Below are 22,828 nucleotides of genomic sequence, written 5' to 3' on the forward strand. Positions count from 1 at the left end.
TAGCATCTCCTCGGCGAGCCTTTAATGAACATACTCGATAAACGCGCGTTGTATCTGCTGGAAGTGAACAGCTGCGGCGGCATTCGCGCAGCGGCGGAGCATCTGCATATCAATCCTTCGGTAGTCAGTCGGCAGGTGCGCAGTCTTGAGCGGGAGCTGGGCATGGCGCTGCTGGAGCGCCAGGGCCGCCATGTCATGTTGACCGAGGCAGGCCAGCTGGTGGTGGACAGCTTTCTTGCCCAAAGGCGGCTCAATTCGGAGCTGGGCGATACGCTCTCCAGGCTGCGTAACCTGCAGGCGGGGAAGGTGGTGGTGTCGGTGGGCGACGGATTCGTGGACAGCTTTATCAACCACGTGATGAAGCGTGTCTCTGAGTACTACCCGGATGTGCTGATCGATATCAAGACGGGCATCTACTACCCCCGAGAACCCCATGAAATGGTCGCCAACGACGAGGTGGACATCGCGATTACCTACGGCCCGATTTCGGACCCGCGGCTGGTGGTCCACTCCTTTGAACGCGGCCCGCTATGCGCGCTGGTGGCGCCGTTTCACCCGCTGGCCCGGCAGGCAAGCGTGACGGTGGCGGAGCTTTTGCAGCACAAGCTGATTTTCCTGCCCGATGTCTCGGGGTCGCAACAGTTCGTGAATGCGCTGTTCAGCGCCGCCGGGCAGCCCGCCACGCCGGCCTACCGCTGCAACCTGCACTCCGTTTCACGACGCATGGCGAGTGCCGGTATTGGCGTGTCGTTCATGACTGCGGCGGCGGCGCGCAACGAGGTAGAGGCGGGGCAGCTCAAGGCGATCCCCGTGGCCCACCCGCTGGCGGCCAGCAGCCAGGGCAACCTGGTTAGAAGAGCCGGCAGAAGGCTTTCGCCCGCTGCCGACTATCTATGGAAACTGATGCTGACGATGCAGTAATCAGTTCGCCATCATGTAAACACCGGGGCCGATGGGCCAGCCCATGGCGAGCCAGAACATCAAGAAGGCCGACCAGGCGAGCAGAAAGCTGGCCGCCAGCGGGAGCATGGTAGCAATCAAGGTACCCAGGCCCATATCCGGCTTGTAGCGCTGCATGTAGACCAGCGCGACCGAAAAGTACGGGCTCATGGGCGAAATGATGTTGGTGCTGGAATCACCGATGCGGAACATGGCCAGTACAAAAGCGGGGTCGAAATCGATCATCATCAGCATCGGCACGAATACCGGGGCCATCAGCGCCCACTGGGCCGAGCCGCTGGTCATGAACACGTTGAGCACCGCGCTCATGGCAATGAATGCCCCCACCAGCGGCAGGCCGGTAAAGCCGGTGCTCTGCAGAATGTTCGAACCCTCGATGGCAATGTACTGACCAAGCTCTGACCAGCGGAAGTAGGCAATGAACTGTGCAATGGCGAAGAACAGTACCAGCGTGGGCGCCAGGTCGCTTGCCGATTCGGCCATGCGCTGGGGGACGTCGCGGCTGGTCTTTATCTTGCCGGTGGTAATGCCGTACACCAGGCCGATGGTAACGAAGTAGCCAAACATCAGCGGTACCAGCGAACGCAAGAAGGGCGAGGGAATCAGTCCGCCCTCTTCATTACGTAAAGGCGAGGCTTCCGGCAGCACAGCGATGAACACCAGCGCCAGGTAGATCAGCGTGGCAACGCCCACCCGCTTGAGGCCGCGCTTTTCAGCGTCGGTGAGTTCGGGTTTGACGATATCGGTCTTGAAGTCCTTGCCCATGGGCAGGGTACGTTGAAGACGTGGTTCGACCACTTTATCCACAATCAGTGTGCCCACGATGGCAAGTACGAATACCGAGCAGGCCACAAAGTAGTAGTTATCCACCGGGGAAACGTAGGCGTCCGGGTCCACTAGCCGGGCTGCGTCGGTGGTAATGCCTGCAAACAGTGCATCTCCCACGGTGATGAACAGACTGGCGTCAAACCCCGCGCCGGCGGCGGCATAGGCCGCAGCGGCTCCGGCAATCGGATGGCGGCCCACTGAGTAGTACACCATGGCGGCCAGCGGAATCAGGATCAGGTAGTTGGCGTCAGACGCGATACTGCCGCAGATGCCGGCCATGAAGACGCAGAAAGTCAGCAGTGACGGCGGCGCCTTGGCCACGCTCACCTGCATCAGGGTGGACATCAGGCCCACCTTGTCGGCCAGGCCAATGCCGAACATCACCACCAGAATAAGCCCGAGCGGCGGGAAATTGACGAAGTTGCTGACCACGCTGGTCAGCATGAACTCCACGCCATCGCCGGAAAGCAGGCTCTGAACGTAGACGGTATCGCCGGTTTGGGGGTTGACCGCCGATACGCCGAAGGCGGCGAGCAGGGCGGAGATCACCACGACCACCACGGCCAGAATGGTAAACAGGATAAACGGGTGGGGTAGCTTGTTGCCCACGCGCTCGATCGACGAGAGTACGGATTGCATTGTTATACCGCCTTTGTTTTTAGAGCTTGGGGAGGGTTAACCGGTCATTAACGGCGCGCAAGCAGGCCGCGGGCGAGCGCTACGAACATGCCCCCAGCCACCGGCAGTATGCGGTCGTTGAAATCGTAATGTTCGTTGTGCAGGTAGGCGCTTTCGCCATTGCCTACAAAGAAGAAGCAGCCCGGTACTTTCTGCAGGTAGAAGGCAAAATCCTCGGCACCCATGGTGGGCATGTAATCCAGCTGCTGGATGTCGTCGCTTACCGCGTACTCGGAGGCGATTGCCAGCACCCGCTCGGACCAGTCAGGGTCGTTGGCCAGCGGTGGAATCTGGTGAAGGTGCTCAAGCTGGAAGCGGGCGCCGTGGGCATCGCACACGCCTTTCGTCACCTGTTCCAGCTTGCCGGCCAGCGCCTCACGGGAGGAAGGGCGGTCGCTTCTGATATTGACCAGCAGCTCGGCGCTGCCTGGAATCACATTGGCGGCATCGCCTGCATGAAAAGCGGCCACGGTAATCACCCCGGATTCCAGCGGGGATTTATGGCGCGCCACCAGCCCCTGCAGCTGTTGCACCAGTGAGGCGCCCACGTAAATCGGGTCAACGGCTAGATGGGGCATGGCCGCATGGCCGGAGACACCTTCAATGGTCACCTTGAAGGTGTCGTTGCCGCCCATGGCCGGGCCGGGCTTCACGAACAGCTGGCCTTCAGGGAAGCCCGGGCGGTTGTGGTAGCCAAATATCGCTTCTACCCGGGGGGTATCCAGCACACCGGCTTTTATCATGGCGTCCGCGCCGTTGCCGCCTTCCTCCGCCGGCTGAAAGATGAGCTTGAGGTGCCCGCACAGCTCGTCGCGGCCTTCCATGATGGCTTCGGCGGCCAGCAGCAGTGTGGCCGTATGGCCGTCATGCCCGCAGGCATGCATCAGGCCCTCGTGCTGTGAGCGGTGGCCGAAGGTATTGGCCTCATGAATGGGCAGGGCGTCCATGTCGGCACGAAACGCGATCACCGGGCCTTCACGGCCGGTATCCAGTTCCGCCAGAACGCCCGTTGTCGCGATTCCTTCGGTTACCCGGTAGCCTAGGGCGCGCAGCCGTTCGGCTACCCGTTTGGCAGTCTGGGTTTCCTGGTACTTAAGCTCGGGGTGCTGATGAAGCGTATGCCGCAGGGCGGTGGCCTCTTGTAGTTGCTTGTCGGTGAACATTGCCTGTCCTTTTATTGGAGTCGTTATGGTTCGGGTTAACCCTAAGCGACTTGGCAGGCAGGAAGGAGAGGTGCTGAGGGCGGGTTTGTTGCTTTCCAGGCAACAGTCGGCCTGAACGGCCTTGACGAGACGTGAAGCTACTTGGTATGCACGAAAGCATATCTATCGGGAGTTATATGCACATGATTAAAGAAGTATTCAATATGCGGTTTTTGTTGCGTGCTGTTTTTCAGTATTTAAGCGTGATTTAAGCGTAAGGAAGTTATACGCGCAATCTGCTACCTTAAATTCTCGTGTTTTATGCTTATTCGTATCAATTGGTTACGTTATTAAAATAGAAAAGTCAGCGATTATCAGTGACCATGTAACAAGTGATAGGTGTTCACAAATAGCCAGTTTGACACTTCTTAAGGTAAACCATGACCGCATCTAACCTGTTTTCGCCGGATGATTTTCCTGTAGGGTGCATGGTTACCGATAACAAGCGGCGCATTCTGTATAGCAACCACTTTATTGAAGCGTATTCGGGTTATTCCACGGATAATCTTCTGGGGGCTGACCTGTTCGTGCTGTTAAGCAAGGCGTCTCAGATCATGTTTGAGACCTACTTGATGCCCACCCTGGTGCGAGAGGGGCGCTGCGACGAAATCCGCTTATCGCTGGTGAATGCACTCGACGGCACGCTGCCTATCGTTGCCAGCGCACAGAGCGATGATGCAAGCGAGTGTATCTTATGGAGTATCAGCAGTGCCAACAGGTCGGATCAGCTGTTTGAGGAGCTGACAGAAACCAAGAAACTGCTGGAGCAGAAGGTGTCGCTGCTGCGCACCCTGTCGGATACCGACCCATTGACCGGCTTACCCAATCGCGCCGCCCTTACCCACTATCTCGATCAAAAGATGCTCGAGCGCAAGCGTAATGGCATGGCGTTTGCGCTGGCATTTGTGGATCTGGACGGCTTTAAAGAGATCAATGATCATCACGGACACCATGTGGGTGACCGGGTGTTGCAGACAGTGGCTAAACGTCTGGCCAGCAACCTGAGAAGCGATGATCTGATTGCCCGTTTTGGCGGCGATGAGTTTGTCATTTTTCTCAACGGGCAGTTTAGTCACAGTTTGGTAGAAGAGTCGCTTACCCGATTAGTGGGTAAACTTTCTGAGCCTCTTACAGTTGACGGGGTCCCGCTTCATCTTTCCGCCAGTATGGGCGTAACGCTTTATCCTCAAGCAAAAGAGGTGGAGCCTGGGCAGCTTATCCGCCAGGCTGATCAAGCCATGTATCAGGCAAAGCTTGCCGGCAAGAACCAGGTCTGCCTGTTCAATATCGATAACGAGGCAAGCCTGAAAGAGCGCTATTCGGAGCTGTCGGCGCTTCAGGCCGCCCTGGCGTCAAATCAGTTCGAACTTTACTACCAGCCTAAAGTGAACATGCGTACCGGTGAGATACTGGGCGCTGAAGCGTTGATACGCTGGCACCATCCTGAAGAGGGCCTGAAGGCCCCTGCAAGCTTTCTGCCAGCCCTTCGCAATACCACCACGGGCATTGCGCTGGGGCGGTGGGTCATCGCCTGCGCGCTGAACCAGCTGCAAACCTGGCGTGAGCAGGGGCTTGATCTACACGTCAGCGTCAATATCGACGGCTATCATTTGCAGCACCCCAACTTTCTGCACGATTTAAGTGTTACGCTTGCCGGCTTTCCTGCGCTGCCCAAGCAGCGCTTTGAACTGGAAGTACTTGAAACCAGTACCATTGAGGATATTGGTCATGTCTACTCGGTGCTCAACGCCTGCCGGAGAATGGGCATCCGGATTTCGCTTGATGACTTCGGCACGGGATATTCGTCGCTGAGCCATTTAAGAGATCTTTCGGTGGATACGCTCAAGATCGACCGCAGTTTCGTCAAGAACATGCTGACCAGCAGCGGTGATCTGGCCATCTTGAAAGGCGTGATCGGATTTGCCAGCGCGTTTGGCTGCGATGTAGTGGCAGAAGGCGTTGAAACATTTCAGCACAGCCAGCAGCTGATCGAGCTTGGCTGTGAGTTTGGCCAGGGGTACTACATTGCACGGCCAATGCCGGCCCATGCCTTTCAAGCCTGGGCGGCGGCGTGGGCGCGTGAGGAGTTTCCAAGAAGTACACAGACCTAAAACGTTAACATCAGGGAGTAAGATGGCGTGCTGTTGAAAGAAGAAATCGTAGCTCGGAATAACGTTACTGTGGTCGGTTCGGGTGATAAAACGCTGATGCTGGCCCATGGATTTGGCTGCGACCAGCAGGTGTGGCAGCACCTGATTCCCTATCTTGAGAAAGATTACACGCTGGTTCTGTTCGATTACGTGGGCTCTGGAAAATCACAGATATCGTCGTTCAGCGAATCGCGCTACCGCACGCTGGAAGGCTATGCCAAGGATGTCAGCGAGATCTGCCAGGCGCTGAATCTAGACCAGGTGCATTTCATGGGGCACTCGGTGAGCGGCATGATTGGCCTGCTGGCCTCCATCGATCACCCGGAGCTGTTTGCCAGCCATTTGATGCTGTGTCCCTCGCCCTGCTTTCTGGACGCCCCGCCGGATTACTACGGCGGGTTTGAGCGCGCGGACCTGGAAGAGCTTCTGGATCTGATGGACCGCAACTACATTGGCTGGGCCGACTATCTGGCGCCGCTGGTGATGGGGCCGGAAAGCGCTGAACTGCTCATCGGCGAGCTTGCGGACAGCTTCTGCTCCACTGATCCGGTAGTGGCCAAGATATTCGCCAAGGCGACCTTCTTCTCGGATTACCGGCATAAGCTGGCCGAGGCGAAGCATCCTGCCGTCATCCTGCAAAGCGAGCGGGATACTCTGGCCAACCCCAAGGTTGGCCGCTACATGCACGCGCATATGCCCGGCAGCACGCTGCGGTTACTGGCCAGTGAAGGGCACTGCCTGCACATGACACAGCCTGAGCTGGTGGCGCAGGAAGTCAACGCCTGGCTGCGGTACTAGGCAATGAGCCCTGGTCATGATTACCAGGGCTCATTGCCAGTAAGGTGTTGCGGATCAAGGAGAGGCCAGGGAGAACTCGGCAAGCTGGTCGGCGAGTGTTTCCAGGGCCACAATGGCGCGCACTGATGGGTCGAGCGCGTGAGCGTCGATCTCGATAATGCGGCCCTGCTGCACGGCGTCGATTTCGCGGGTGACCGGGTCGGATGTCAGAAATTCGCGCTTGGCGGCAATATCATCAGCCGCGAAGCGCCGCCGGTCCATGCGCGCGGCGGCAATGAAGGCAGGGTTGCTTCTGGCGATGGTCTCCCAGCCCACGGTGGGCCACTCCTCTTGTGACGTCACGACGTTGTTGATACCCAGGCGGTTCATCATCCAGTCCGGCACGCTGTTCACGCCTGCCACGTAGGGGTCGGTACCCCGGTCGGCGGAGGAGTACCAGAACACGCCGGTAATATCATCCGGTAGCGCCAGCGACTCGGCTTTCGCCACCGCCGCGGCTTCCCGTGCCTGTAATTCACCTACCATCTGGTCGCCACGCTCGGTCACGTCAAACAGCTCGGCCAGCGTTGCGATGCTCTCATGGATCAACCCGGTATCGAAAAGCGTGGTGCGGGCGCCATCCATGCTTTGCTGGTTGCGCTTGCCGACGCAGTCCGTGGGCATGGTCCAACTGGCGATACCCATATCCTCGAACATCTCGGGAGTGCCGACCACGCCGGCGGGGCCAATCATCCACTCATAGGCCGAGATCACCAGGTCAGGCTTTTTGGCTACCACGCTTTCGAAGCTGGGAGCATCGTTGGCGAGGCGCTCGATGTCCGCATCCATCGCCTCAAACTCCTCCAGCACCGGGTTGATCCACAGCGCCGTGCCGACGACCTTGTCGGCAAGCCCAAGGCTATACAGAATTTCGGTGGATGCCTGGCCGATGCTCACCACCCGTTCCGGAGGCTTTTCCAGCGTGATTTCGTGGCCGCAGCTTTCAAGGGTCAGGGGGTAGTCGGTGGCGGCGTAGGCCGGGCTTCCCAGCACCAGGCTGGCGGCAGCTGCCGTGGTCAGTTTCAGCATCATGTACACTCCCGTGCATGATGAGCAGGTCGCTGGCGCGTAGCTAGTCAAATAGCCAACCGAGCCGACCCGCTCGATGAAGGTTGGGGCGTCGGCAGGTCTCCTGACTGACGGGTCGTAGCTAGCTCACCTTCCCAGACAAGACGTCCAGTGGCATCGTCGAGCATCGCTCGCCGCCTACAGTTGCGGGGGCAGTTCCGTTTCGCGGCCAGGCGCGGCGGATTCTCTGTTAGGTTCTCGAAAGAACACCGACGCGGGGTATTCTAGGGCGAGAAGGGAGGTGGGGCTATCGGCATCGATATGGCTTGCCAGGGGAAGTGCCCGCCTGCTTGATTAAACAGACGGGCAGGGTCAGGGAAGGATGACGGCTACTGATTGACTATCCAAGCACCGAGTCGCGGTCTGCATCGGCACGCTCTTGAGCACGCTCACGGGCACCTTCAAAAGCGTCCAGGAAGTTTTCGCCTGCTTCACCATAGTTATCCAGATACCACTCGCGGATAGGGTCGGCCAAGGCGCGGAACGCTTCCATCTCTTCTTCCGTGGGGGTATAGATCTCGCCACCGGCTTCCTCCCACTTGCGGTAAGCTTCCAGCTCCTTGCGCGGTTGGATACCGAATTGAATCGTCGACATCATGGCGGCACCGTCAGCGACGATACGCTGCTGCTCTGGCGTCAAAGACTGAAACTTCTGATTCCCCATCAGCCACATGGACGCCATATACGCATGGTTATCCAGCGTCATGTACTTAATGACCTCCTGGAAATTCATGTTGGTGATGTCTGAAATGGAGTTGAGCGTTCCGTCTACGACGCCTGTCTGCAGGCCGGTATACACTTCCAGCCACGGCAGGGGCGTTGGGGAGGCGCCCATTTCGCGAACCATGAGCTGCTGGATTTCTGACTCGATCGTACGAAAGCGCAGGCCCTCGGCATCGCTGGGCGTGCGAATCTCACGCTCACCGTTGACAATATTGCGCCAGCCGCCGGTTTGCGTCATGGACATCAAGCGGATGCCGCCATTTGTAGCATCGAGAATTTCATCCCGTAAAAAGCCGGTAAATTGCGGATCCGTCAGCATGTTCATCGCTGCGCGGTCATCGGGGAAGGCGTAAGGGATATCCAGGCCCTGGATGGGTGGATAGATCGAGGCAACGCCACCGGCCGTGGCGGTGTAGAGGTCGACGATTCCCGCCTGCATGGCTTCAAAGCACTCATTGGCAGAACCGCAGAGCTGCGCGCCGGCAAAGATATTGACGTTGACGTCTCCACCGGTGCGACTCTCTACATAGTTCTTGAATACGAGTGCGGCGTCATACTCCTGATCTTCTTCGTTGGCGAGGAAGACCAGATTAAGGTCAGCCGCCTGCGCCATGCTGGAGGCGCACAGGGCGCTACCTAACAGCAGTGAAGCCAGGGTTTGCTTGGCGTGCTTCATGGACATTGTCATTGTTCTCCTTGGATTATCGTTACGGGTCAAGCGACATAGCCAAACATTCTAGGCAATGCCAAAATCAGATCGGGGATGTAAACCAGCATGAAGAGAATGGCGATCTCGACAAAGAAGAGTGGCAGCATTTCCCAGGCGATTTTCTCGATACGCTCCTTGCTGATGCTGCTAACAACGAACAGCACCAGGCCCATAGGCGGCGTGATCAGTCCCATGATCAGGGTAATGCTCATGACGACCGCAAAATGAATCGGGTCGACCCCTACGCCCACCATTACCGGCGCCAGGATAGGGCCCAAAATCAGGATGGCAGGACCGGCATCCATGATCGTACCTACCGCCAGCAGGAACGCCACGACCAGGAAGAACAGAATCCTTGGGTCATCCGTAATGGAAAGAATGAACGCGCTGACCAGCTGTGGCGTACCCTTGAGGCTGACAAGAGAGGCAAAGGCGACAGCGGCACCGACCAGAAGAAGAATGACCGCCGAGTTAAGCGCCGCTTTCCCGAACAGGCGGGGAAGGTCTTTTAAGCTGATTTCGCGAGTAACGAACAGGCCTAGAATCAGCGCGTAAAAAGCGGCAACGGCGGCCCCCTCAGTCGGTGTAAAGATACCGCCGACAATGCCGCCAATAAGAATGACCGGTGTAAGAAGCGGCATGAACGCGGTAACGAAGGCTTGCCACTTCTCTTTCCAGCTCGCCTTGGCCAGCGGTTCGGGAAACTCCTTGAACCGGGCCATGATGGCAATGGTAATCATGAGCCCTATACCGATCAGTATGCCCGGCACGATACCGCCGGCGAACATGCCCGCCACGGACACGTTCATGATGAAGGCATAGAGAATGAAGATGCCGCTTGGCGGGATAATGCTGGCAATGACCGCAGAAGCCGCTGTAACGGCCGCTGAGAAACGGTTGGTGTAACCCGATTGGCGCATCGCCGGAATCATCACCGACCCCATGGCCGAGGCGTCCGCGACAGCTGAGCCCGAGCCGCCCGCAAGCATGAGAGAAGAAGCAACCGATACCTGCCCAAGCCCCGCCTTGCGGTGGCCAATCAGCGTTTCAGCAAAACGCACAATGCGCGTTGTCACGCCCCCGGCGGTCATCAACTCACCGGCCAGAATGAAAAACGGCAGAGCCATCAGTGGAAAACTATCAATACCTGCGAAAAGCCGTTGAAATAACAGATTAAGAAATACCGGTTTGCCTTCCAGTAACAAACTAACGCCTGGGGCAAACAGCATTAGAAAGACGATAGGCATTCCGGCAACCAACAGAAAGAGGAATATCCATAAATAAGCGAAAGCCATGGTTATACCTCTACGTTGTTATCAGCATCAGGCGTTTGCCTGACGGGTAAAGTGGTATTGAAAAAGAGGCTGTACCCTAAACGAAGCACGCGTTCGAATGAGCTTAACGCCGTCAGAAAGAAACTTAAGGGAAGCACGTAGTAAACGGTGGCCATGCTGATGCCCAGTGACAGGCTGGCAATCGTGGCACCCCGCTCAATACGCTCGAAACCGAGTTTGATGCACCATATCAGTACCGCCAGAATGCATAGTTCGAGCAGCAGCTGTAAGAGACGCCATAGCACGGAGTCTCGAAACCAGTCCGTCACGATTTCAAGGCTGGCATTCAACCCTTGGCGGTGGGCGGCGGGAAAGAACAGAAAAGCCATCCAAACCATCATGAAACGGGCCAGTTCTTCCGTCCACCCGAAGCTATCGCTGAGCACATAGCGAAAAAAAACATGGGTGATCATGATGCCAAGCATGGCGGCCAGCAGCAGCGTCGCCACGTAACCTGCCCAGCGTGTTGTCATCCCGTTGATACGATCAAGTAGGGCGATGAACGTTGGCATTGTCGCCTCCGTAAGGCAGTTCAACCTTTCGGTGAAGGTTGCCTTTGTCATTATATTAGTGAAGGTTTGGAACCTTATAAAACGTCTGTCGTAGCGCTGCGAAAATGTTAGGGACACCTATATAGGCTGTCAAGTAACTCGGTGTTGCTCTTGCTGATATTGGCTTAGACATAAGTCTTAAATTTTAGGTTTCCTTAACAAATAACCTTTTAAGTGATTGTTAGTCAGAGTTTTGGCATCTTTTAAAGATGGTTCAGCTAGCCATCAAGTTGACAGCGTTAAATCGCAAAGGCTATATTTTCGTAGCGCTACGAAATACAAGCGGAATATAAAAATCGCCGCCATATAATCGCCCGTTACGACCTAAAGGCATACAACGTGACAACAAAACATCGACGCAAGATCGAAGAGCTGCGGAGTCAGCGTTGGTACGATTCGCAAGACATGCGAGGATTTGCGCATCGACAGCGAACCCAGCAAATGGGCTTGCGGCGTGATGAATTCATGAACAAGCCGGTCATCGGCATCATCAATACCTGGAGCGACTTAAGCCCATGTCATGCGCATTTGCGTGATCGTGCTGAAGCCGTCAAACGGGCGGTATGGGCAAGCGGAGGTTATCCTGTAGAGCTTCCTGCGCTGTCGTTAGGTGAGGTGCTGGTCAAGCCCACCACCATGCTCTATCGCAATTTTCTAGCGATGGAAGCCGAAGAATTGCTGCGCTGCCACCCCATCGACGGGGTCGTGCTGCTAGGCGGGTGCGACAAGACAACCCCGGCTCTGCTGATGGGTGCCATCAGCATGGATATCCCGGCGATATTCTGCCCGGCCGGCCCCATGCTGAACGGAAAGTGGAAGGGCAAGACGCTAGGTGCCGGTACCCATACGCGCAAGTACTGGGATGAGCTGCGTAGCGGCAATATTACCCAGGAAGAGTGGGTCGACCTGGAGTCCAGAATGACGCGCTCCAACGGCACGTGCAACACCATGGGCACGGCATCCACCATGACCTCGATTGTCGATGCCATGGGCCTGACCTTACCCGGCGCTTCGAGCATTCCAGCAGCGGACGCCGCCCATATTCGTATGGCGTCCGAGTGCGGCAGCCGAATTGTCGAGATGATCTGGGAAGATCTTAAACCTTCCGACATTCTTACCCGCGACAACTTTCTCAACGGCGTCAAATGCTATATGGCGCTGGGCGGCTCGACCAACGCCGCTATCCACCTGATTGCCCTGGCGCGGCGCGCCAATGTCGAGCTGACCCTTGACGATATGGACGTTATTGCTCGTCAGATTCCCGTACTGACCAATATCTTTCCTTCAGGCCAGTACCTGATGGAAGACTTCTACTACGCCGGTGGATTACCCGCGCTGCTATCGCATCTGAGCAGCCAACTGAAGCTCGATACGGCCAGCGTCAGCGGTCGGACCTTAGGCGAAAATCTGGCCGGGGCCGAATGCTACAACGAGGATGTGATCCGCCAGCTGGATAACCCTGTATGTGAAGGGGCGGCACTGGCGGTACTGCGCGGCAATCTGGCGCCCAGGGGCGCCGTCATCAAACCCAGCTCTGCCGATGCGCGCTTGATCAAGCATCGCGGCAAGGCCATCGTGTTTGATAACCACGCCGATCTGATGGCGCGAATTGATGACCCGGCGCTGGACGTCACCGCGGACAGCGTGCTGGTGCTGCGTAACGCCGGACCCAAGGGGGCGCCGGGTATGCCCGAGTGGGGCGCCTTGCCTATTCCCAAGAAGCTGCTGGCCCAGGGCGTGCGTGACATGCTGCGCCTTTCCGATGCGCGCATGAGCGGCACCCACTACGGCACCTGTGTGCTGCATATCGCCCCCGAATCGGCAGTCGGCGGGCCGCTGGCGCTGGTACGCGATGGTGACGAGATCGAGCTGGATGTGGACGAGCGGCGCCTGGCACTGTGCATCAGTGACAAAGAGCTTGAGGAGCGCCGCCAGACGTGGCGCGCGCCCAGCCCGCGCATCGACCGGGGCTATACCGCCATTTACCAGGAACATGTAACCCAGGCCGATCAAGGCTGCGATTTCGACATTCTACAAAACGGCCAACGCCAGCCAGAGCCGGAAATTTTTTAAGGACGAATCCGATGACGACACTCCCCAAGAACAAGTTCAAACAGTGGCTGAATGATTCCGGCAAAGTACCCGTAGGTACCTGGCTGATGACGGCCAGCCCCAATGTGGCTGAAGCCATTGGCTGGGCCGGTTTCGATTACGTAGTGCTCGATATGGAACACGTCCCCATTGGTATCCCCGAGGCCATTGCCATCATGCAGGCGGTCGCGGGTACGCCGACAGAGCTGGTCGTACGCTTGCCGTGGAATGATCCGGTCATCGTCAAGCGCGTGCTCGACAGCGGCGCCCAGACCTTGATGTTCCCCTACATTCAAAACGCCGAAGAAGCTTCTCAGGCGGTGCTGTCGACGCGCTATCCCGGCAAGGGCAGCCGCGGCGTTGCCGCGGTTCATCGGGCCAGCCGCTACGGTACGGTGGCCAACTACTTGCAGCAGGCAGGCGAAGAGATCGCGGTCATTCTGCAGCTGGAAACCCCGGAAGCGTTGGCAGCCATGGAGGATATCGCCGCGGTTCCCGATATCGACGGGTTCTTCGTGGGGCCTGGGGATCTCTCGGCAGCGATGGGTCGAATTGGCGATATACGCCACGCCGACGTGCAGGATGCGATTAAAAAGGCAGTGACCAGGAGTCAAGCGCTGGGGCTTCCCTGCGGCATCGTAGGGGCCGAGCCTGAATTGGTAGGTCAGTACCGGGAGATGGGGTTCAGCTTTGTCGCGGTGGGCTCTGACATGAGCTTGATGATGTCGCGTGCAAAGGAGTATGTAGGAGCGCTCAAGGGCAGTGCGGTGGAGACGGCGGACAGCGGCGTTTACTGACAGCGGAGACTGGCGCCAGAATCAACCATGCTGCCATCGGCAAACGGATAAGTGAGAGTGACCATGACGGATACTGCCTTTACGACGGTTCTACCCGCCCAGGCCCTGCTCGGCGAGTGCCCGGTGTGGGCCGAAGACGAACAGGCGCTTTACTGGGTGGATATCGAAGCGCCCAGCCTGAATCGCTTTGACCCGGCCAGTCAGCAAAACCAGCCGTGGCCGATGCCTGAAAATATCGGCTGCTTTGGCCGCCGCCAGGGCGGTGGTTTCATTGCGGGGCTGCGCTCTGGAATATGGTTGCTTGACAGCGAAGCGCAACTGGATCAATGCGTGGCGCGCCCGGTCGAAGATACGTCGATCAGCCGCTTCAACGATGGGCGTGTCGACCCTTGGGGGCGTTTTTGGGCAGGCACCATTCATGAGCCCCGGGATGTTCCGGCAGCGTCGCTTTTTCAGGTGGACACCCACCTCGAATGTCGCCGGTTAGCCGGAGATGTAAAGGTTTCCAACGGGGTAGCCTTCAGCCCGGATCGCACTTGGGCGTATCACTCCGACACGCCCAATCACGTGATCTATCGCTACCCTCTGAACCCTGACACCGGGGAGATAACCGGACCGCGAGAGGTGTTTCATCAGTTTCCGTTTGGCAATGGGCGCCCAGATGGGGCCGCCGTCGATACGCAGGGCTACTACTGGTCGGCGCTTTACGAAGGCGGCCGAGTGGTTCGCCTGTCGCCGGCCGGGGAAATCGTGGCCGAATACCCGGTGCCTGCGCGCTGCCCCACCATGTGCGCTTTCGGTGGGACCGACATGAAAACACTTTACGTGACTTCGGCGCGCCACGGGCGACCAGAAGAGGAGCTTGAGCGCTACCCGGAATCTGGAAACCTGTTTGCCATGCGCGTCGAGGTGGCGGGCCAGAAAGAACCCCAGTTTATGGGCTAGCACGTCGCTTGCCTGAAAATAAGAGTAACGTTGAGGAGCGGGTAATGTTGAACCTGAAGGATGCTGCTTTGCAGCGCGAAGCCTGCCTGGTAGGCGGCGAGTGGGTCGGTGCTGATGACAACGGTTTCGACGACGTCACCAACCCGGCCGATGGAAGCGTCATCGGACGCATACCGCGCCTGGGCGAGGCTGAGACATTACGCGCCATCGACGCTGCTGAAGAGGCGCTGCCTGCCTGGCAGGCGCTGACCGCCAAGGCGCGCGGTGCGCTGCTGCGGCGCTGGCATGATCTACTCCTCGAACATCAGGAAGACCTCGCGGCATTGATGACCGCCGAGCAGGGCAAGCCATTGGCCGAATCCCGTGGCGAAATTGGTTTCGCGGCCAGTTTCTTCGAATGGTTTGCCGAAGAAGGGCGGCGTACCTACGGCGATGTCATTCCTACCCCGCAAAGCGACCGCCGTCTGCTGGTCGTCAAGCAGCCCGTGGGCGTTTGCGCGGCCATTACGCCGTGGAACTTTCCAGCGGCGATGATCGCCCGCAAGGCCGGTCCCGCCCTGGCGGCAGGATGCACCATCGTGATCAAACCCGCCGGGCAAACGCCCTATTCTGCTCTGGCGATGGCCGAGCTTGCCATGCGGGCAGGCATCCCTGCCGGTGTCGTCAACGTGGTGACCGGTGAGGCGCGCGCCATCGGTAAAGCCATGACCGAAAGCCCCAAGGTGCGCAAGCTGTCGTTCACGGGTTCGACCGCCATTGGCAAGATGCTGCTCAAGCAGAGCGCTGATACCGTCAAGAAAGTCTCGATGGAGCTGGGGGGCAACGCGCCGTTTATCGTGTTCAATGATGCCGATCTGGAAAAGGCCGTTGAAGGCGTGATGCAGGCCAAATTTCGCAACGCGGGGCAAACCTGTGTGTGTGCCAACCGCATTTTCGTTCAAGCGGGTATCCACGATGCCTTTACCGAGCGCCTTGCCGAAGAGGTCGCCAAGCTCAAGGTAGGCCCCGGCAACGAGGAGGGGGTTCACGTCGGGCCGATGATCGACGCCCCGGCCGCCGACAAGGTGCTGGAGCAGCTTGAAGACGCGCTCGCCAAAGGCGGCAAGCTGTTGCTTGGCGGGCAGCGCCAGAATGGCAACTTCCTGACGCCTGCGGTGATTACCGGGGCGACGCCGCAGATGGCGTGTTTTGGTGAAGAGACTTTCGGGCCTTTGGCCCCCGTGTTCCGCTTCGAGAGCGAAGGCGAGGTGATAGCCCTGGCCAACGCCACGGAGTATGGGCTGGCGGCGTACTGCTACACCCGCGATCTGGGCCGCGCGTGGCGCATGTCGGAAGCGCTGGAGTACGGCATGGTGGGCATCAATAACGGCCACGTGTCTACCTGTGAGGCGCCCTTTGGCGGCATCAAGCAGTCAGGGCTCGGGCGCGAAGGCTCTTACCTCGGTATCGAGGATTACCTTGAAACCAAATATATCAACATGGCCATCGAGTGAAGCGCTCATGAACGATTATCGTGACGTGACCTATCGGTCACTCAATAACAAGCGTGTGATCATTTCCGGTGGAGGCTCGGGCATTGGTGCCGAGCTGGTCAAGGCCTTTGCAGCGCAAGGCGCCCGTGTCGCGTTTGTGGATATCGACGAAGGCGCTGGGCAGGAACTGGCGACAACGCTGGGTGAGCCGGTGCGCTTTTACCCCTGCGACATTCGAGATATTGCGCGCCTGCAGGCCGTGATCACTGACATCGAGGTCGATCAAGGTCCCACGCATATCCTGATCAACAACGCAGGCCTTGATGACCGGCATGCCATTGAAGACATCACCCCCGAGTACTGGGACAACTGCCAGGCCATCAACCTGCGCCACCATGTGTTTGCCACGCAGGCCGTGCTGCCCGCCATGAAAGCGGCGGGCGGGGGTGTGGTGATCAATCTGGGGTCCATTTCCTGGATGCGCGGGCGCCCCGGCATGGTGGGCTATACCGCGGCCAAAGCCGCGATCAATGGCTTGACTCGCACCCTGGCCCAGGAGCTTGGCGAGCACGGTATCCGGGTCAACTCACTGGTGCCGGGCGCTATTTCAACGCCTCGCCAGGAGCGTCTCTGGCTGACGCCGGAGGTCAACCAGCGTTTTCTGGACCAGCAGGCGCTCAAGTTTCGTCTGCATGCGGATGACGTTGCCCGCCTGGCGCTCTTTTTAGGCTCTGAAGAGAGCCGCGGCTGTACCGGCCAGAACTTCATCGTCGATGCAGGCCTTACCCTTAACTGATTTAGCGGCGTCCGGCGTCGCCCGTTCAACGAGATTCTCTCCTATGCAAACAGGTACTATGTCATCAAGTACTATGTCAACAAGTACGAAACACGATCAGCTGAGCGTGATGCTGGGGGGCGATGCGCTGCTTGTTCACCGCCCTGATGCACCGGCTTTCTTTGTTGGTCGCGGCCAGGAGCGTATGGAGATGTACCGGGGTAATTTTGATATTGAAGATTACCTGGAAAGCCGCGAAGCGCTGCGGCACTTGACGGTCGTTGAAGACGGCGCCGGGCTTAAGCTGACATTGCGCCGCTACGCTGAGGACGATGTTCAGCTAGCGTTGCGGCTGGTGGAGCTGGAAGACGGCATTCGCCTGGAGTCGTTAAGCGCGGCAGAAGGCATCAATCGTTTCTGGCTGCGCGTGGCGGCTCAGGACGAAGAGCGGGTGTGGGGCTGCGGCGAGCAGATGTCCTATTTCGATTTGCGCGGGCGCCATTTTCCTCTGTGGACCTCTGAGCCCGGGGTAGGGCGCGACAAGTCCACTTATGTGACGTGGCAGTCTGATGTGGTCAACCGGGCGGGCGGTGATTATTACCACACCAACTACCCACAACCGACGTTCGTTTCCTCGCGGCGCTATTTCTGCGATGTGGAAACTACCCACTATGCGGACTTCGATTTCAGAAGCGCGGACTTTCATGAGCTGCAGGTGTGGGGCATTCCATCCACCGTTGTGCTGCGCAGTGCGCCGACGTTTATTCAGCTAGTGGAGAACATTGGCGCCCATTTTGGCCGACAGCCGAAGCTGCCTGAATGGGTATACAACGGCGTTATTCTGGGGCTCAAGCGGGGCCAGGCGCATGCCGAAGCCAAGCTGGCGGAGGCGCTTGCCAACAATATGGCGGTATCCGCGCTTTGGTGCGAGGACTGGGCCGGTGTTCGCGAAACCAGTTTCGGCACACGCCTTTTCTGGGATTGGCGCTGGCAGGCAGAGCGCTACCCAAGCCTGGACAAGATGATCGATGAATTGCGCCACCAAGGCGTACAGTTTCTTGGCTATGTGAATCCGTACCTATGCGTGGACGGGCACTTCTTCCCCGAAGCACAAGCCCAGGGCTACCTGGCGACGGATGGACAGGGCCAGACGGCGGTAGTCGACTTTGGCGAGTTCGATTGTGGTGTCGTGGATTTTACCAACCCGGCGGCGTGCACATGGTTCAAAGACGTCATCATCAAGCGCCAGATGCTGGATCTGGGCTTGAGCGGCTGGATGGCGGACTTTGGTGAGTACCTGCCCATTGATGTCACCTTGAGCAACGGCGTCTGTGCCAAACAGGAGCATAACCGCTGGCCGGTACGCTGGGCGCAGGTGAATGCGGAAGCCATTGCCGAGGCTGGGCTGACAGATAAAGCCACCTTCTTCATGCGGGCAGGCTACAGCGGCGTTCAGGCACATTGCCCGCTGCTCTGGGCGGGCGATCAATCGGTCGATTTCACCCGTCATGATGGTCTGGCGACCGTTATCTGTGCGGCACTTTCCTCGGGCCTGATGGGTAACGCTTTCCATCATAGCGACATCGGTGGCTATACCAGCATCTTCGGCAACACGCGGGATGCTGAGCTGTTCATGCGCTGGACCGACATGGCCGCCTTCACGCCAGTCATGCGTACCCACGAATCCAACCGCCCCACCGAGAACGTGCAGTGGTTCGATGATGCCGAGGTCGCCGCACACCTGGCGCGCATGAGCCGGGTTTACGTGCGCCTGGCGCCCTATCTCAAGTCTCTGGTAGCCGAGGGTAGCGAAAGGAGCCTGCCGGTACAGCGCCCGCTGTTTCTGCATTTTGAAGATGATGCGGCGTGCTACGCCATTCAGGATCAATACCTGTATGGGCCTGACCTGCTGGTAGCGCCGGTTCATGAGGCCGGTAGAAGCGACTGGTCGGCCTATCTGCCGGAAGGCGTTGAATGGGTGCACCTGTGGAGCGGTGAGCGCTACCCAGGCGGGCAGCGTGTGACGGTGGCTGCGCCCTATGGCGAACCGCCGGTGTTCTATCGCGCCGAGAGTACCTGGGAGCCGCTATTTATCGAAGTAGCGGACCAGGATTAATGGAAGTATCCGCAATCTTATTGCTGTTGGGCTGGGTAGCCTTGGCTACCTATGCCCAAACGGTGACGGGTTTTGCCTTTGGGCTCATCTTGATGGCAGGCGTGGTGCTTTCCGGATTGGCGCCGGTATCGCTGGTGGCCATCCTGATCAGCATTCTGAGCCTGTTCAACTGCTCGCTGGCGCTCTACCGAAACCTGGGCAACCTGGATTGGGAAATTATTGTTTTCTGCTCGCTCAGCGGTTTCGCCACGCTCATCTTTGGTGTCTGGACGCTGGAGCTTTTAAGCGGCAGTCATGTGCACTGGCTGCAGTTGATTCTGGGACTGGCGATCATCCTGAGTAGTTTGATGCTGATTGTTCATCCGGTACCGACCAGGGTGCGTTCCGGGCGCCTGTCATTTCTGTTCTTTGGCGGGCTATCCGGTTTTATGGGCGGGATGTTTTCCACCTCAGGCCCCCCGCTGGTGTTCCACTTCTACCGCCAGCCGCTTACTCTGGCCGTCATCCGCGACTGCCTGCTGCTAATCTTCGCGATCAACTCCCTGCAACGCTTGATCATCGTGGGGGTAAAAGGCCAGCTTGACCTGAACATTCTGAGCTTGGCGGCCACGGCCATCCCGGTGGTAATGCTGTTTACCTGGCTGGGCCGACGCTACCCGCCGCCGCTTTCCGAGCGCAACCTGCGCCGCATTGCCTTCTTGCTGCTCTTTGCCTCGGGGTTGAGCCTGTGTGTTTCCGCTCTTCTCAACGCTTGAAGCTTGGCGGTTAACGATTTGAAATTACTGGGCTAGCGGCGCAGTGTGCTCGCCCTTGCCAGCAGTTCAAAACCCAGATCCAGGCAGGCTTCCTGGGGGCGGCCCTGAACTCTTTGAAGAACACACTCTGCCACCACGTTGCCGATCTCTTCGCGGGGAGGACGAATGGTGGATAAAGGCGGCAGCGTGCAGTTGCTGAAATCCATATCGCCGAAGCCGATCATCGCAATGTCATCGGGAATGCGGATTCCACGTCGTTGCGCTTCGCCTAGCGCGCCTAGAGCGAGCATATCGTTGCCGAAAATGATGCCATCGGTATCCGGATGACTATGGAGCAGATCGGCAAAGGCCTGGTTGGCAGCTTCCGCCATGCGGCCCGGGCCACAATCAATCACCCGCGTATGCCGGCTGCCCAGCAGGTCCATCAAGGCCGCCTCGCTACCGGCGCAACGCTGCTTGGCACGTTCGTCCACGCTCAGGCGCGTACCGATAAACGCCACCTTGCGACAGCCGGCCTCAACCAGGTGACGTGCCTGGGCGCGTCCTACATCGCGGTGGGAAAACCCCACCAGCGTATCCAGCGGGTTGGAGCCCAGCTCCCACATCTCGATAACGGGGACGTCGGAGTTGCTCAGCATGCGCCGGGTCTCCCGGCTGTGGCTTAAACCTGTCAGCACCATGGCGCTCGGCGACCAGGATAGAAACGTTCTGACCACGGCCTCTTCTTCCGCTTCCGCGTAGTCGCTATGGCCCAGCAGCAGCTGGTACCCTTGCGCCCCTAACGCTTTTTGCATCGTATTGACCGTCGACGCAAAAATGGCGTTTACCATGGAGGGTACGACGACACCGATAACGCGTGTTCTTGCCGCAGCTAATGCACCTGCCATCAAATTGGGTACATAACCCAGCGTATTGATCGCACCTTGTATGCGCTGGCCAAGCGCTTTGGAGACTTCATCGGGTTTACGCAAATAAAGAGAGACTGTGCTCGCAGACACATCAGCAAGCTTGGCCACATCGTTCATGGTAACGCGCTGGGTGGAACGGCGTTGGCGAGATTTATTGTTCATGACAGAAACTCTTTGGCAAACGCATTATCGAGGGCATATCCCTCTGATCTTGAAAGTTGATCGCACTATAGCATAAGCGGATTTTTCGTAGCGCTGCGACATGCTCTTTGGCTATAAAAATTCCCCATGAAGAAGCTTCATGGGGAATGCGAACATTAAACACCGCCAATAGCGATAGCGTAGTTAAGGGAGGTATTAAAAGAAGGTTTCTGCCTGTACGCCAAAGCTCCACTGACCGCCGGTAAAGTTATCGTTACCAAAGGCGTCTTGCGTATCATAGCCGTTCAGTTCACGGCTCCAGTCTGTGTATGAGGCGAACGCACGCACTTCTGGGCGCTTCCAGAAGCCGCCCACATCCAGTTTGAACGTCGGCGCAATCGTGAATTTGGCAAACTCCCCGCTTACCGCATTACGGTTTTGATAGCCTTCAGGGTCGAGATCCATGTATTGATAGCTCAGCTCGTACTGCATCTCGAAATTACGAGTGAGTTCGTTGGCAATACGCGCATTTGCGGTAATCCAGCGGTAGCTGTCTCCTTGGGAAAAACGATCTTCGCTCGTTTCGGCAAGCAAGGCGGGGGCAATACGCCAGGTGGGGGATAGGTAGGTGGTGCCGTAGACTGCCAGGCGCGCTGTTTGTGCATCGTCCAGTAAGTCCCCGTTGGAACCCAGGCGTTTGACCTCGGCACCCAGGCCCTGGCCGTAAAGCAGTGCCGCCTTGAAATTGCCGTCTGCCAAGCCAAAGAAGGAGTCGCCATGGTAAGCAACCATGCCATGGGCCCCGTTATCCGCGGCGGTATCGCTACTTTGCGTCAAGCGCTCGTCATTATCCGCCGCGGAAATGGCGTTGACCATGAATTGCCAATTGCCGACGTAGTTGTTGCTGGTCGCGATGAGACTGTCCGTATCACCGCTGCCCGGATTGCGCGGGTCGCCTACCGGAAAGTCGCTGAAGCTTCGGCCATAGACCGAGAAGTTGGTGCGCCAGTTAGCCGTAGGCTTTACGTCGTAGATACCGGCACCGGTACCGGCCAGGAAAACAACATCGCTGTCCAGCCAGTGAATATCGAACGTCTCGCGATCGATACGTTTACCCGCCCAGATGGCGGCATCTGCAAAAGCGCCGGTGAAGCTTGGGAGTTGGTCAAGCTCCACATATACCTGGCGCACGTTCAGTTCTGACTCGTTGGCTGTCCAGTCATTGCTTGTGGTGACGGAATCCGCGATGGCGACACGAAACAGGGACCGGGCACCGCTATCCAGCTGCTTGCGTAAATTGAACATCAGATTGACATAGGTATCGGGCTCGTTGCCCAAACGGCCAACCGCACCACCCAACGGGCCTGCGGGGGTTACATAAGGCCCGCCTGAAATACTTTTAGCGTCTTCGCCGATCAAAAGGCCCGAGCGGGCGTAACCATTGAGCGATAATCCTTCACCGCTGGACGCCTTTCTTTCCAGGGTGTCGAGACGCTCGTTTACCGTTGTGGTGTTGGGCTCCACGGGCTGGCTGTCACGCATCTCTGCGGCCGCTAAACGTGCCTCCAGATCCGCAATACGTGCTTCAAGGTCACTATTGTCTGCATGGGCAAATGTGCTGATGTTGGCCAGCGCTACCGCAGCCGCTAGAGGGAATAGTGCAACAGGCTTCATTGAATTTTATCCTTTGCTTAGCAAGCTATTGTTGTTGTCTGTCATTATTTCGTAGCGCTAAGATTTAATAGTTAAAAAAATAGCGCTATAACGTGGTACGTAATCGTAGCGCTA

General features: G+C 57.9%; 18 protein-coding genes and 1 riboswitch. Of the genes, 10 read left to right on the forward strand and 8 right to left on the reverse strand.

Annotated elements, in window-relative coordinates:
- Window positions 1-24 precede the first annotated feature (24 nt).
- Window positions 25-921 carry a LysR family transcriptional regulator gene (locus B0H98_RS14895; RefSeq protein WP_106375855.1) on the forward strand — a complete coding sequence of 299 codons (897 nt, stop codon included), beginning with the start codon at window positions 25-27 and terminating at the stop codon, window positions 919-921.
- Here the strand turns inward: B0H98_RS14895 and B0H98_RS14900 are convergent, their stop codons facing one another.
- Window positions 922-2,427, reverse strand: coding sequence for an AbgT family transporter (locus tag B0H98_RS14900; RefSeq protein ID WP_106375856.1), 1,506 nt, complete (start codon window positions 2,425-2,427; stop codon window positions 922-924).
- A gap of 47 nt (window positions 2,428-2,474) precedes the next feature.
- Window positions 2,475-3,629 (reverse strand): M20 metallopeptidase family protein, encoded by a 1,155-nt coding sequence (locus tag B0H98_RS14905; RefSeq protein WP_106375857.1) that lies wholly within the window; start codon window positions 3,627-3,629, stop codon window positions 2,475-2,477.
- A 419-nt stretch (window positions 3,630-4,048) separates the two neighbouring features.
- Here B0H98_RS14905 and B0H98_RS14910 point away from each other — a divergent pair, with 419 nt between their 5' ends.
- A complete protein-coding gene (locus B0H98_RS14910) occupies window positions 4,049-5,779 on the forward strand; it encodes a putative bifunctional diguanylate cyclase/phosphodiesterase (RefSeq protein WP_106375858.1) in 1,731 nt (576 codons plus the stop codon).
- 27 nt (window positions 5,780-5,806) lie between these two features.
- On the forward strand, window positions 5,807-6,616 hold the full coding sequence (locus B0H98_RS14915) for an alpha/beta fold hydrolase (protein WP_106375859.1): 810 nt from the start codon (window positions 5,807-5,809) through the stop codon (window positions 6,614-6,616).
- A gap of 54 nt (window positions 6,617-6,670) precedes the next feature.
- Here the strand turns inward: B0H98_RS14915 and B0H98_RS14920 are convergent, their stop codons facing one another.
- The 4 genes from B0H98_RS14920 to B0H98_RS14935 form a co-directional block, all read right to left on the reverse strand.
- Window positions 6,671-7,687, reverse strand: coding sequence for an ABC transporter substrate-binding protein (locus tag B0H98_RS14920; protein WP_106375860.1), 1,017 nt, complete (start codon window positions 7,685-7,687; stop codon window positions 6,671-6,673).
- Between the two features lie 73 nt (window positions 7,688-7,760).
- Window positions 7,761-7,952: riboswitch (cobalamin riboswitch) on the reverse strand.
- A 111-nt stretch (window positions 7,953-8,063) separates the two neighbouring features.
- Window positions 8,064-9,128 (reverse strand): TRAP transporter substrate-binding protein, encoded by a 1,065-nt coding sequence (locus B0H98_RS14925; RefSeq protein WP_106375861.1) that lies wholly within the window; start codon window positions 9,126-9,128, stop codon window positions 8,064-8,066.
- A gap of 32 nt (window positions 9,129-9,160) precedes the next feature.
- Window positions 9,161-10,450 carry a TRAP transporter large permease gene (locus B0H98_RS14930; protein ID WP_106375862.1) on the reverse strand — a complete coding sequence of 430 codons (1,290 nt, stop codon included), beginning with the start codon at window positions 10,448-10,450 and terminating at the stop codon, window positions 9,161-9,163.
- 2 nt (window positions 10,451-10,452) lie between these two features.
- Window positions 10,453-11,001 carry a TRAP transporter small permease gene (locus B0H98_RS14935; protein ID WP_106375863.1) on the reverse strand — a complete coding sequence of 183 codons (549 nt, stop codon included), beginning with the start codon at window positions 10,999-11,001 and terminating at the stop codon, window positions 10,453-10,455.
- Window positions 11,002-11,379: 378 nt separating this feature from the next.
- On the opposite strand from B0H98_RS14935, the gene araD reads away from it, so the two are divergent.
- From araD to B0H98_RS14970, 7 genes are all read left to right on the forward strand, one after another.
- Window positions 11,380-13,113, forward strand: coding sequence for an L-arabinonate dehydratase (gene araD, locus B0H98_RS14940; RefSeq protein WP_106375864.1), 1,734 nt, complete (start codon window positions 11,380-11,382; stop codon window positions 13,111-13,113).
- Between the two features lie 11 nt (window positions 13,114-13,124).
- Complete coding sequence (locus B0H98_RS14945) at window positions 13,125-13,928, forward strand: HpcH/HpaI aldolase family protein (protein WP_106375865.1); 804 nt, start codon at window positions 13,125-13,127, stop codon at window positions 13,926-13,928.
- 63 nt (window positions 13,929-13,991) lie between these two features.
- Window positions 13,992-14,873 carry an SMP-30/gluconolactonase/LRE family protein gene (locus B0H98_RS14950; RefSeq protein WP_106375866.1) on the forward strand — a complete coding sequence of 294 codons (882 nt, stop codon included), beginning with the start codon at window positions 13,992-13,994 and terminating at the stop codon, window positions 14,871-14,873.
- Between the two features lie 44 nt (window positions 14,874-14,917).
- Complete coding sequence (locus tag B0H98_RS14955) at window positions 14,918-16,366, forward strand: NAD-dependent succinate-semialdehyde dehydrogenase (protein ID WP_106375867.1); 1,449 nt, start codon at window positions 14,918-14,920, stop codon at window positions 16,364-16,366.
- Between the two features lie 7 nt (window positions 16,367-16,373).
- On the forward strand, window positions 16,374-17,141 hold the full coding sequence (locus tag B0H98_RS14960) for an SDR family NAD(P)-dependent oxidoreductase (protein WP_106375868.1): 768 nt from the start codon (window positions 16,374-16,376) through the stop codon (window positions 17,139-17,141).
- A gap of 58 nt (window positions 17,142-17,199) precedes the next feature.
- A complete protein-coding gene (locus B0H98_RS14965) occupies window positions 17,200-19,236 on the forward strand; it encodes an alpha-glucosidase (protein WP_106375869.1) in 2,037 nt (678 codons plus the stop codon).
- Window positions 19,236-19,991, forward strand: coding sequence for a sulfite exporter TauE/SafE family protein (locus B0H98_RS14970; RefSeq protein WP_106375870.1), 756 nt, complete (start codon window positions 19,236-19,238; stop codon window positions 19,989-19,991). The genes B0H98_RS14965 and B0H98_RS14970 overlap by 1 nt, the downstream gene beginning before the upstream one ends.
- 32 nt (window positions 19,992-20,023) lie before the next feature.
- Here the strand turns inward: B0H98_RS14970 and B0H98_RS14975 are convergent, their stop codons facing one another.
- Together B0H98_RS14975 and B0H98_RS14980 are read right to left on the reverse strand one after the other, a co-directional pair.
- Window positions 20,024-21,061 carry a LacI family DNA-binding transcriptional regulator gene (locus B0H98_RS14975; RefSeq protein WP_106375871.1) on the reverse strand — a complete coding sequence of 346 codons (1,038 nt, stop codon included), beginning with the start codon at window positions 21,059-21,061 and terminating at the stop codon, window positions 20,024-20,026.
- 195 nt (window positions 21,062-21,256) lie between these two features.
- On the reverse strand, window positions 21,257-22,714 hold the full coding sequence (locus B0H98_RS14980; RefSeq protein ID WP_106375872.1) for a carbohydrate porin: 1,458 nt from the start codon (window positions 22,712-22,714) through the stop codon (window positions 21,257-21,259).
- Window positions 22,715-22,828: the final 114 nt, after the last annotated feature.

It is taken from the genome of Vreelandella songnenensis, from assembly GCF_003002925.1.
Classification (GTDB): Bacteria; Pseudomonadota; Gammaproteobacteria; order Pseudomonadales; family Halomonadaceae; genus Vreelandella; species Vreelandella songnenensis.